Origin of the sequence: Rhodopirellula maiorica SM1, assembly GCF_000346295.1 — a bacterium.
Classification (GTDB): Bacteria; Planctomycetota; Planctomycetia; order Pirellulales; family Pirellulaceae; genus Novipirellula; species Novipirellula maiorica.
On record NZ_ANOG01000330.1, the window covers coordinates 1 to 12,424 of the forward strand.

At 55.5% G+C, this 12,424-nt stretch carries 10 protein-coding genes; 7 read left to right on the top strand and 3 right to left on the bottom strand.

Translation table 11 applies throughout. The features are described from left to right. The first annotated feature begins 94 nt into the window (after positions 1 to 94). The 7 genes from RMSM_RS10660 to RMSM_RS36695 all read left to right on the top strand — a co-directional run bounded on the left by RMSM_RS10660 (position 95) and on the right by RMSM_RS36695 (position 7,324). A complete protein-coding gene (locus RMSM_RS10660; RefSeq protein ID WP_008695234.1) occupies positions 95 to 1,066 on the top strand; it encodes a hypothetical protein in 972 nt (323 codons plus the stop codon). Positions 1,067 to 1,787: 721 nt separating this feature from the next. Next, a complete protein-coding gene (locus RMSM_RS36690; RefSeq protein ID WP_008695237.1) occupies positions 1,788 to 2,672 on the top strand; it encodes a leucine-rich repeat domain-containing protein in 885 nt (294 codons plus the stop codon). A gap of 3 nt (positions 2,673 to 2,675) precedes the next feature. Further along, entirely contained in the window at positions 2,676 to 3,761 is a 1,086-nt protein-coding gene (locus RMSM_RS10670) for a M24 family metallopeptidase (protein WP_008695238.1), read from the top strand. 24 nt (positions 3,762 to 3,785) lie between these two features. Next, positions 3,786 to 4,301 carry an acetyl-CoA carboxylase biotin carboxyl carrier protein gene (accB, locus tag RMSM_RS10675; protein ID WP_008695239.1) on the top strand — a complete coding sequence of 172 codons (516 nt, stop codon included), beginning with the start codon at positions 3,786 to 3,788 and terminating at the stop codon, positions 4,299 to 4,301. Between the two features lie 15 nt (positions 4,302 to 4,316). After that, positions 4,317 to 5,660: an acetyl-CoA carboxylase biotin carboxylase subunit gene (gene accC, locus RMSM_RS10680; protein WP_008695240.1), complete on the top strand. Its 1,344-nt coding sequence runs from the start codon at positions 4,317 to 4,319 to the stop codon at positions 5,658 to 5,660. Positions 5,661 to 5,671: 11 nt separating this feature from the next. After that, the gene (locus tag RMSM_RS10685) at positions 5,672 to 6,199 is read left to right on the top strand and encodes a gamma carbonic anhydrase family protein (protein ID WP_008695241.1); all 528 of its coding nucleotides are present in this window, start codon (positions 5,672 to 5,674) and stop codon (positions 6,197 to 6,199) included. A 255-nt stretch (positions 6,200 to 6,454) separates the two neighbouring features. Further along, positions 6,455 to 7,324 (top strand): hypothetical protein, encoded by an 870-nt coding sequence (locus RMSM_RS36695; RefSeq protein WP_008695242.1) that lies wholly within the window; start codon positions 6,455 to 6,457, stop codon positions 7,322 to 7,324. A 165-nt stretch (positions 7,325 to 7,489) separates the two neighbouring features. Here RMSM_RS36695 and RMSM_RS10695 read toward each other — a convergent pair whose 3' ends face one another. The 3 genes from RMSM_RS10695 to RMSM_RS10705 form a co-directional block, all read right to left on the bottom strand. After that, positions 7,490 to 9,013: a hypothetical protein gene (locus tag RMSM_RS10695; protein ID WP_008695243.1), complete on the bottom strand. Its 1,524-nt coding sequence runs from the start codon at positions 9,011 to 9,013 to the stop codon at positions 7,490 to 7,492. Continuing rightward, positions 9,003 to 11,573 (bottom strand): ABC transporter permease, encoded by a 2,571-nt coding sequence (locus RMSM_RS10700; protein WP_040765513.1) that lies wholly within the window; start codon positions 11,571 to 11,573, stop codon positions 9,003 to 9,005. Before RMSM_RS10700 ends, RMSM_RS10695 begins: the two co-directional genes overlap by 11 nt. Further along, positions 11,570 to 12,424, bottom strand: an 855-nt coding sequence (locus RMSM_RS10705) for an ABC transporter ATP-binding protein (RefSeq protein ID WP_040765521.1), incomplete at its 5' end; no start/stop codon positions are given. The genes RMSM_RS10700 and RMSM_RS10705, both read right to left, overlap by 4 nt.

Here is a 12,424-nt window from a genome sequence, read left to right on the forward strand (position 1 = left end):
AAGTAGCGGAAGTTGAAGTAGCGAAGTTGAAGTAGCCGAAGTTGAAGTAGCCGAAGTTGAAGTAGCCGAAGTTGAAGTAGCCGAAGTCGATGAAGTGGAAGCGACCGCAGTCGAGTCGATCGCTGACGTGGGGCCGGTCGAAGTCGAGCCGGCTGATGAGGAATCGGCCGAGGTGGAAGTCGCGGCGGTAGCGGAAACGGATAAATTTGAAACCGGGGCGGCAGGCGATGTGATCGCCGAAGACCGCTCTGCCGCTGCCGCGATTGTCGGTTCATCGGCGATCATCGCGACGATCGAAGAAGCGTACCAGCCGTATGATTTGGCGGCTGCCGATATCCAAGTTTGGAACTTCTACCCGCTCGTCTACAAACCCTACTGCATCCTGGACCGCAACAATCACGTTGAAAAGCCAGAGATGTGGTCCACCGAGGATGTGGTTGCCGAGGCTGACGTCGCAGCTGACGTCGAGGCGAATGCGGAACGCGATGCGGCCACCGAACTCGATGCGGTCGCCGAGGTCAGTGAGGAGGCCGAGGTTGAAGCGGTAGTTGAAGCCGAAGTCGAGGTGGTCGCCGAAGCCGATATCGATACCGAAGTCGAGGTGGTCGCTGAAGCCGAAACCGAAACGGTGGTGGATGTCGAAGCGTTGGTCGAGGCGATGGGCGAAAGTGAGTCCGGGGCGGACGCGAAGGTCGACGAGGTTGTCGATGTCGACCACGTTGTTATCGAAGCGTCGGCGGATTGCTTGTTAGACGAACTGGTTTGGAATGTGGATGCGGTCACGCCCAAAATGGCTCGCCATCTTCGCCGTGGTGCGGCTCGCCGATTGGGCCGGCTACTCGGATCGCGGTTCCAAACCGTTGCCTCCTCCGGCCACCAAGTGGCCAACCACGCGGTGGACTTGATTGCCGGCGTGTGGCCAGCCCCTGCGGTCCAGCAGGTCCCCGAATCGGTTGGCGAAGCGTTGATGGTGCGAGCCGGAGCGGTAGCGGCCGCCGAAGCATCTGTACAGGTCGCAGAAGTGGTTTTGGAAAGCGACTTGTCGGTGCAAGCGGACCTTCGCTAACCAAAACGCAAAGTTTGACCCAGGCTGCAAAAGTCGCATCGACTTGGTGCAGCCTGGGGGCGTTTTTGAGCGGAATTCGCGATCATTCGCTGCTGGGGACGGACGGGGCGAGTCGACTTCCAGCGAAGCGTGAAACTGAAAAAGTTTTCTTGGAGCTCGAATCACCGTTGACAGCTGTTTCGGCTAGGTGTTAATCCCACACCCACGGTTGCAAATGCAGCCGCGGGGCTAAACGAACATCAAGAAGTTTCATCGTAGTTGGACGTATTGCGGGATTCGTTCAAACGCCATCTCACGATGGTTTGAGCATCCATGGCTTGGGGCGACGGTTACTGGGTCAATCGTCTCGCTGAGCCGCTCGGCGATGAAACTTCTCTGTGCATCGGGGTTTTGCTTCGGCGAAACCCCGATGCCACGATACAGCTGCTAGATCGACGCCAGCGAAACAAGGGCCACGGTACATCCGAGGCTTCCACACCGTCGCCCGCGAATCCTTCGCAAACTTCGCCGCCGCAATATCCCTACTGCACGGCAGAGCTCCCCGGCCCAAAATTGCAGTACAGCCGCGTTTGGAGCCACGACGTATCGCCAGCGGTGGTTCGACTCCCAAGCCTAGGGGCACACTCCTGTGGGGGCCGCGAATTTGGGTATCGGTTGATGTGGTTCCCCGCGATACCGATAGACCTACTCGAACCGAGATCGCGTCGCTAAGATCGTTGGCATGGCAAAAGACTTTACAGACAAATCTGACCCGGCGAACGCTTCGGACGATGACGCTGCGAGCAACGCCGCGAATCCCGATGCCACTTCAGCCGATGCCACGTCAGCCGACGCCAATTCGGACGAAGCTGCGAAGCCCTCGAAATTTCGCAGCAAAGGCTGGGGGATCGGCGTGATGATCCTGGTCGTGGCGATTGCCTATTTTGGGTATCGCTGGACCCAATCGAACCCGAACTCCATCACGCCCGAACGCATCGAGCCATCGCCGCAAGAAAAGTTTGACCAGATTCGAGAGCGGCTGGTCAAAGACGAGGCGACGGCGCTACAGATTGACGATTTTGAAATCAACGATTCGATGCTGCTGCAGATCAAGGATCTCGAAGCACTTGAGACATTGATTGTGGACAAAGGACGGATTACGGATGAAGGAATCGTACACCTGCCGACGCTTCCGAATTTGCAGTTGGTCCGACTGCGATATTCTCCGATCACTGACGTCGGGATGGCGACGTTAGCGAAGTGCAGTTCGCTATGGTACGTCAACCTGCCTCATGCCCAGTGCACAGCAACGGGGGTCCAGTCGTTGACGGCGATTCCGCAGCTGCGACAGCTGCGGATTGCGTCTCCGAAACTCGGCAACGAAGTGACTCGCGAGATCGCGGCGATCAAATCGCTACGCGGTGTGCACTTGATCGACATCCCGGTCACGAACGACGGACTGAAATCACTCGCATCACTGCCCTACCTCGAGTCCCTGTATTTGGATAATTCGTTGGTGACCGAGTCGGGATGGCGATGGCTGTACACAAACTATCCTCAGATTCACGTTCATGTGAATCAAGAACATCACGATTACGATCCCAAAGCCCACGTACACCACGATTAAATCATGACTCAACGGCTCGATGCCCTTCGCCAATCGCTCGCTTCGTTAGAAATCGATGCGATGCTGGTGACCGACGAAATCAACGTTCGTTATTTGACCGGGTTTACCGGCGACAGCTCCTATTTGTTGGTCGGGCCCGATCAAGCGACGATCCTCAGCGACGGTCGCTATGAGATCCAATTGGCCAGCGAATGTCCGTCGATTTCGGCTGCGATTCGCCCGCCGAGTCAATTGATGATGGATTTAGTCCAGCAGGTGCTTGGCGATTCAGGGTACGTGCGTGTCGGAATCGAGTCAGCGGTGACCTCGCTGAGCGATTATCGAAAAATGAGCGACAAGTGTCCGGATGTTTCCTGGATCGAGACGACGGGAGTGGTCGAGCGCCAACGCATGGTCAAAGACGAAGACGAGATCACAACCACTCGGGGGGCCGTTTCGATCGCTCAGCGAAGCTTTCAATCGCTGTTGCCGATGTTGTCTCCCAAATGGACCGAACGGGCGATTGCGCACGAATTGGAAGCCAAAATGAGATTTTTGGGCGCCGAATCGGCAAGCTTTAAGCCGATCGTCGGGTTTGATGCCGCGGCCGCGTTGCCTCATTATCACCCCGGCGAAATTTTTATGCCGACAACCGGCGTCGTGCTGATCGATTGGGGAGCAAAATATCGCGGTTATGCCAGCGATATTACGCGGACCTTGTCGATTGGCCGTGTTTCCAGCGAGTTCGAGCGGGCCTACGAAGTGGTGTTGGAGGCTCAAATGGCAGCGATTGACGCCATCAAACCGGGGGTCGAAGGAAAAGAAATTGACAAAATCGCTCGCGGTGTGATCGGCAAAGCGGGGCTGGGAGACAAGTTTAACCACGGATTGGGGCACGGAATCGGGCTGCAAATCCACGAATCGCCGCGGATGTCGTCGAATTGTGAAGACGTACTCGCTGCGGGTATGATTGTCACCGTTGAGCCAGGAGTGTATATCGGTAACGAATTTGGCATTCGCATCGAAGATGATGTACTGGTGACAGAAACTGGTCGCGAAGTGCTCACTACCCTACCTAAGGGTCTCGATGATTGTCGGTTGGTGCTGTAAAACTTCCGCATTCCAATAATTAACATGAACGTCAATCTTTCTGACGGTGAGTCAAGTATGAGTAAAGGCGGAAAGCAAAGTTCCGATATTTTCGATATCGATCGGCTTCGCATGATCGTAGAGTTGATGGAAGAACACGAATTGTCGGAGGTCGATCTCCAGCAAGGCGATGAGAAGATCAAACTAAATCGTGGCTCAGCCGCTCCGGTGTACATGCCATCAGCCGCTGCACCCGCATCGGCTCCTGTGGCTGCCCCCGCGGCCGCTGCGGCGGCAACGCCCGCAGCAAGTGCGAACACCATCACCATCGACGCTCCGATGATCGGCACGTTTTATTCGCGGGCCAATCCCGAATCCGAGCCGTTTGTCAAAGTCGGTCAACGCGTTACCGAAGACACCATCGTGTGTATTGTCGAGGCCATGAAGGTCTTCAACGAAATTCCCGCCGAATGCAGCGGAACCGTTGTCGAGATCCTGGTCAACGACCAACAACCGGTGGACTTCGGCAAGCCGATGTTTCGTATCGATCCGAACGCCTAAAACGTAGACAACTCTGTGATTAAAAAGATCCTGATTGCCAATCGTGGCGAGATTGCTCTGCGCGTGATCCGCGCTTGTCGTGAAATGGGGATCGGTTCGGTGGCCGTGTATAGCCAAGCCGATGCCGATTCGATGCATGTCAAATTGGCTGATGAAGCGTATTGCGTTGGTAAACCACGCAGTGGCGACAGCTATTTGAAAATCGACCAAATCATCGCCGCCGCTGAAGTGGCAGGCGTGGATGCGATTCATCCCGGGTATGGCTTCTTGGCCGAGAACGCTCACTTCAACGAAGTGTGTCGATCCAGTGGTTTCGAATTCATTGGTCCGAGCCCGCAAGCGATGGAAAAGTTGGGCGACAAAAATACCGCTCGCGCGATGGCGATTGCCAACAACGTTCCTGTCGTGCCCGGTAGTGATGGGTTGATCAACGACAATGCCGAAGCGATCGAAGTTGCTAAGAAGATCGGCTACCCTGTTTTGATCAAAGCGACCGCCGGCGGCGGTGGCAAAGGCATGCGGGTCGCTGAGGATGAAAAGTCGTTGGCGACAGCGGTTTCCCAAGCGCGTACCGAAGCGGAAGCGGCGTTTGGTAACGGCGGCGTTTATCTTGAGCGTTATGTCGGTTCGCCTCGGCACGTCGAAGTCCAAGTCATTGCGGATTCGCACGGCAACGTTTGCCACCTGTTCGAACGTGATTGCAGCGTCCAGCGGCGGCATCAAAAGTTGATCGAGGAAGCACCCAGCCCGAGTTTGCCGGAAGATCGACGAATCGAAATCTGCGAAGCCGCGGTGCGAATGATTCGCGGAGCCGAGTATACCAATGCGGCCACCGTCGAATTCATTGTCGACGCGGATAACAATTTCTACTTCATCGAAGTCAACGCGCGAATTCAAGTCGAACATCCGGTCACCGAAATGATCACCGGGATCGATTTGATCAAAGAGCAGATTCGCGTCGCGGCGGGCGAAAAACTCTCGTTCGCGCAAGAGGACGTGAAGTGCGAAGGCGCTGCGATTGAATGTCGAATCAATGCCGAAGATCCAGAGAAAAACTTTCAGCCCAACCCAGGACGCATCGAGACGATGTTCGTTCCCGGCGGTCTGGGAGTGCGGTTTGATTCGCATGTCTACGCTGGATACACCGTGCCGCCCTACTACGATTCGATGATCGGAAAATTGATCGTCCATCGGCCAACACGAGCCGAAGCGATCGCGACGATGCGGCGGGCACTGCGAGAAATGCAGGTCGAAGGCATCTGCACCACGGCGTCGTTCCACGACAAAGTGTTGCAGCACCCCGAGTTTATCGAAGGTCGCCACGACACTAAATTTGTTGAACGCCAATTTCTGAAGTAGGTCACGACGTCATGTCCGCCCGCCGTATTGATCCCGTGTTCCGCCCCGAACAGATTGATTCGTCGGCGTTTATCGCGGACAACGTCACGATTTGTGGCGACGTGACCATCGAAGAATCTTCGAGCGTCTGGTTCGGATCAGTCGTTCGCGGTGACACCGAATACGTCAAAATTGGCAAACGAACCAATATCCAAGACTTGTCGCTGCTGCATACCGACCAAGGCTCGCCTTGTGTCATCGGCGACGATGTTACGGTCGGGCATTCGGCGGTCGTGCACGGCGCGGTCGTCGAAGACGGTGCGTTGATCGGTATCCGTGCCGTGGTCCTCAGTCGTGCCAAGATCGGCGCCGGTGCGATCATTGGTGCGGGTGCCGTCGTGACCGAAGGGACCGTGATCCCGCCGGGTAAATTGGCGGTGGGCGTTCCCGCCAAAGTCATTGCCGACGTTAGCGATGATCAGCGACAGCGATTGATCGAAACCGCCAAGCACTACGTGCATTCAGCCAGTGTCTATAAGAACGCGGGCGATTCAAAGTAGCGAAACTCGCCACGCATTTCGTTGCCCTGCGGAAAGTGACGGCTGATTTAGTCTCACGATTCGATGGCAAAACGGCGCAATTTGTTTGCCTATCCTTAGCCATGTTCTAGGATAGAAGAGGTTGAATTGCGCACCGTTGACGGCGATTGGAATGGTTTTAGGGATGTGTCCCTAAACTCGCCGTATCGCGTACCAGCGATCTCGTCAGCGTGCCTTCGATTGTGTCGCGATGTTTCGCGCAGGAGCTTAGGATTGATGTTGTTTTCGAATATGCGTCGAGTTGCGTTTGGGATCGCCGTTGCAGGATTGTTTTTGAGCCAGGCTGCATTGATGGCTCAGCATCATGGCGGTGGGCACGGCAAGAGTGGACACCACGGCGGTGGACACCATGGCGGAGGGCACCATGGCGGAGGGCACCACGGCGGAATCCATCATCACCATCATGATCACGGCCACTTCGGTGGTGGGTATGGTCATATCAACCGAGGATTCTACGGCAGCAATCTGTACTCCGGCCGTGGTTTCAGCATTTCGATCGGCAGTGGCTATCCCTACGGCTACAGCGGATTTGGTTATGGCAGTCTCGGTTACGGCGGATTGGGTTACGGCGGATTGGGTTACGGCGGATTGAGCGATTCGTATCGCTATCCTGCAACCGGTTATTCGCCGATTTATCGTGGCTCGACTTACTACGGTTCGGCGTATCCCGGATTTAGCTACGACACCGCACCGGCGTACGGCGGATCGACCTACCCGTACGAAAGTTCGATTGAACCGCAATATGGAGTGCCCGGTTACGACAGCGAATTTCGGCATCAACCCAGTGCCGAGACCCCTTACTCCGTCGGGCGTGTGGACCCCTCGTCGTCCGACCTGCGTGCTGGAATGGTGCTGCCCGATGGATCGACTGTGATATCAGTGGGACCACTCGACGGTCCCGTTGTTTCGCCGGGGACCGAATTGAATTCGGAAAACGGCTCCGAAATGCCGACCGAAGCAGCACCACTTGAGGACGCTGAATCGGATACCGAGCTTGTACCCTTGCCTCCTCAGCCTGACGAAGCCACCAATCTTGGGCCGACAAAGGCACCAAGTCTGAATTCGAGTTTCGGAGTTGGCGTCTAAGCAAGTTGCCAGGGATGATTGGCTGAGATCCCGTTAACCGTTTAGAATGCTTCGTTTAACCGTTAGCCGATAGGCGTACGCTAACGAATGAGATTACGCCTTCGGCTGACGGTTGAACAATTAAATCAACAAGCCATTAGGAGCTCCGCTTCCTCCGAAAAATTTCTACTCGCGAATCAAGGTGATTCGCTGCATGTCAAATTTCTTCGAATAGTTTTCTACGGGCGGGCTCGCTGATTCGTCGCCTCTGGCAAAACGCTCGATTGCTTGATCGAGGTGCCCGTCCTTCAGTTTGGCGGTCCACAAAACGACTTCGCTGCCAACGGAGGTTCGCGGCTGCAGAGGCCGGTTTTGGTATCCGAATTCGACTCCCGGCATGATTTGCCAATCTTCGCTTGTCAGACCCACGGCGCGGAGATCCGCAAGCGACTGTGGCCATGCGTTTTTCTGTTGGTGATACTGCTTGATTCCAATCGCGGTTAAGGCCAAACGGCGATTCGATTCGTAACTCGCATGCGTGTCGTAGGTTAGGTGTCGGTAGATAGGGGTTGATCCAATCAGGAAGGTGCCTGACGCATACGGAAACGACGTCATTGAAACGGTGTCCAAGCCTGGTCGTCGCTGGTCATACCACGGTTCGCGACGCAAGCTTAGGTATCTTGACCATGTTCCGGGTTGCCCGGTTTGTCGCGCGCGTTCCATAAATTGGATCCATTGCCAAGCCGCCTGGGGAGAGATTTTCACGGGTAGCGATCGTGAATTCTCTCTGAATACTTTGTTCGCAACCACGCCATCGCTGAGCCCCATTTCGTCCAATGAAGCCGCCATGATGACTCGCATATGTTGGTCAATCACGGCCTGGTAATCGGGGACTCGCTCGATCATTTTTCGAAGCGTCGCCAATTGGTCCTCGTTCCAATCGGCCACCGCAAGCGATTGGCGAATGAGATGGATCACCGTTTCGGGAGGTCTTTTGGCGGCCGCGGAGTTGACGCTCCAGATCTGTGAATCCAATTCGATGTCGGTGCGGATTAACCGGTGCAATACATGAATTGCGTGATCGTTCTCGCCATCAGCGATCGCGGAATAGAAGGCTTGCGTGTCGTCCTCGTAGAACTCGGAACGGCCGGTCAATGCTTGGGGGTAATCTCTCCAAAATGCAACCGGCAGCCATACTGATTTGTTATCCGCCGAGGGGCGATCGCGGTTTAGCAATGCTTCGCGTGCACGCGTCAATGCCGCATCGCGTTGAACAATAAAATCGACAACCGGCAGCGACATTTCACCTTGCCGAGCGACGGAGGTTTCGTTGGCACGTATCGCTGTCGGAACGATTCGGTCGTCTCCGTATCGCAAGCCGATGCTGGGCGAGTCTTGCAACGGACGAGAAGCTTCCAGCAGCGTTGCCCAGGCGGCGGTAGCCGCTTTGCTGGTTTGGTTGTCGTATCGGCTCGCCAATGCCCTGCGATCGACTGGGTGTCCTGCGGCGATCTGTTGTGCCACATAAGTACGAATGTTCGCTTTGGCAATCGTTGACTCGAGTGCATCAATGATTAAACAGCCCGCCAGCACGACAAACGGCAGGATGACCAAACTGAGTGTCATCACTTCGGTCCGCGCGACGCTGCGGCGCGCCACAACACGTTCTGCATTGTCCGCAGCTTTTAGTGCATCACGATTAGGATTCATCGGATGAGGTTCCTTGTTGTTTGGCATCGACATCGGAATCATTCGCATTGCGAAAACGCTCTGCCAACTTCTTGGCTTCGCTTTCCCAGACCGCGTACCACTGACACCCTGGAAAGCCGTATTGTGTTGCTAGGTGGTCGCCGTATAACGTCGATTGCAGCGAGTCCGAATAAGGCGAAATCTCAAAGTTATCATCACTTTGCAGTGTTGGTTGGCCCAGCGTTAGTTGAGCCAGAGCTCGGCGATACGGCAGCGTGGATTCGCCTCGCTCGCCCGCATCGATTAGTTGCAGTAGTTCGCTGCTGATTCGATTCGCCGCTGGATCGGTCAACCAATCAACTTGTAGCGATGGTTTTGATTCCAGCAGCCAACTGACTTCGTAACCGCCCAAGCTGTGGTTGCGTCTCATCTCGGGGTCGTTGTGAAATTGATGCCACGATGTTAGCACCGCGCCCCGGCGGGCCTGCGATCGGCTCGTTTGGTCACCGAGCATCATGATCGCATCGACGACTGCTTTCTCATCCCATAACCGCTGCGTTTCGGGGTGCACTAGCATTCGTGTCAGTGCAATTTCGATATGGTCGGCATAACACTGTTCTTGAATACGCCAATTCAATCGCAAGCGTTTGGCAATCGATGTAACAAAATCGACCCAGCGAACAAAGTTCTCACGTGAACGGACACTTGATTCATCCGGCTGATGTAGTGAATCAAGCCAGCGTACTTGCATCAACTCGGTCGTCGCGACGGAGTCGGTAATAAAGGCATAGTCGGCCTTCAGAGGCGAGTCCTTGGCTCCGTTGATCGCAAACCAATCCTCGGGACGGTCACCCACCGACTCGAGAGCCTCGACGACTTTTGCCGTGGGTAACTCAGTCACTTGGTTTTCCGTCAGTACTTCGTAAGGGGTGGGCAGCCGGTGCAGCGAATATGCTTGCTTGACCGGCAGTCCACGTTCCTCGCTCAACTGTTTCATTTCGGCATAGCGTTCCGCTGAGATCGACGGAAATGAACGGGTCTCGTACCAGCACCAAAGGTAGGGCAGTCCGAACACCGCGATGATGGCCAATGTATGCGTTGATAGAAAACCGATCGTTCGCGGGCCGTCCATGTGGCGAGCCATTTGCACGAACGTCGCCAACAACGGAATGACGATGATCAAACCGAGCAACCAAATCGGAGTCCCCATCGTGATCCAGCAGCTGCCAAGCCAGTACACACAGACCGCCGAAAGCAGCGGTGCCAGAAACGCAGTGCCCGCAAGAATGCGTAAAACTTGACTGATCCACTGGGATACTCCGTACGCCGTGACCAACAGCATGATCAAAGCCAGCGCCGAGGGCATCGGTGAGCTCGCTGCCAAATTTTGATTGACCGAGTCATTGCCGGCCCCGATTCCGCTGACGATCAGCCGCTGCAACAAAATGTAGACGACGGTGGCTGTGGCAATGATGGCGAATCCAACCAGATGGCGACCCCACCATGCTTGCGATGGCGAAATGCCACGATCGGCCAAAAAACGCATCGCCGCACTGCTGCCGTCGCCATGAAACGCGAGTACGCCGAGCCAACAAACCGACAGTCCGGCCAATAGGACAACGATCACGCCGAGTTCGTCCGCACCGTCCCTATAGACCAATGTTGATGAACTGATGGGAATGGATGCGATTCCCACTAGGACCATGATGGCCAGTCCCGTCAATAGTCGCCGGTTGTAGTTGACCGATTGCCAAACCAGCGTTGCCACAGAATACCGAAAAGGATGGCTCGGTCGATCCTGGATCTTTGGCGGACTGTATTGATTGAGGGCTGTGTGCTCGTGACGGTCGGCATTCGGAGAGGAAGAAGTCGGGAACAGTCGTGGGGCATCGGCGGGGCCGAGTTCTCGACTCGCCGCTCGAGTCCCCATCACCGCCACCACCGCGATCCCGACGATGCTCCAAAATCCGGTGAACGTCAATGTGACACGATCGGTGGCGTAGGTAGAGGCGAGCTCGGTGTACACCCAAGTCGTGAATTGACCGACGATGTACGGAATGCAAGCCATTGCCAATGCAATGATCAACCCCGTGAAGACGCTCTGCGAACGCCACGATGCGTAAAAACCGCAAAGCGTCAGGTACACCGAGTGAATGATCCAAAACGAAAGGCTCAACCAAATCGGCTCTGGAAACATCGCGGTCGCCGATCGAGAACGCAGCGGTTCCATCACAAGCACGCCTAGCAGTGCCGCGCACCACATCACGGACAAACCGCCAAGTGCGACGATTATTTTGCTGCGGACGACATCCGATGCGTTCAGCGGCAGCGCTGAAACCCACTGCATCGTTTCGGTTTCTTTCTCCTGGCCAATCAAGATCGCGCCCACACCGGCGGCGTAAAACGCGGGCATCGTCAGAAACACGATGCTGATCGATCCCATCGCAGGCAAGTTCGTTCCTATCCATCCCCACAAGAACATCAGGAAAAACGTGACTCCGGCAAGCATGTAGACGAGAGGGAGGACTTGCCGCGTTTCTTTCCATATCAGTGCGCGTTGGACTCGGCTCAAGCTCATCATGATGCCTCTCCTGATTCAATTAGCGGTGTTTCAGCGGAGTGTTCTGCTTCGTCGGATAGACCTTGTTCTTTGCCGCCGGAAACCTCGCCGTGCAATCCTTCGCCGTGAGTGAATGCGATAAAAATCTCTTCGAGTGACATGGCGCGATGGCTTACCGACAACACGCCCGAGACGTTTTCTAGTTCCGCGATCATCGCCGGATTAAAATTTCTCGCCACGATTTGCCGGTGTCGGCCTTGAGTGTTTTCGATTAATGTTTCGGCGGGTTCCGGCAGCGCGGGCAGTTGGCAAAGCGGATCGTCCAAGCCAATTGTGATTTGCGACATCGACGCTTTGAGGTCGTTGATCGGTTGGCAACACCGCAATTTGCCGCGATGCAGGATTGCGATCGTATCGGCTACGCGTTCGACCTCCGAGATTTGATGGCTGGAGAGAAAAACCGTCCGTCCCGATGCCGCTCGCTCGACCATGCTCTCCAAAAATTCGCGCCGGACCATGGGATCCAAACCCGAGGTGGGCTCATCCAGAATCAGCAATTCTGGATCGTGTGCCAGTGACAGCGACAAAGCGACCTTGGCGCGTTGCCCTTTGCTCAGATGCTTTACCTTCTGCTGCATCGAGATTTCATAGCGGTCGATCAGCTGGGTGTACGCGTCAAGGAAACCGTCGGGGTAAAAGGACGCGGTGAACCAGCCGATCTGGCTAACGGTCATCCACTCGTACATCGACGGCCGGTCGCTGACGTAACCAATCCGCCCTCGGACGTGGAGCGGATCTTTGACCGGATCGATCCCACACACTGTGGCGCTGCCCGAGGTTGGTTTTTGAAATCCGGTTAAGATGCGAATCAA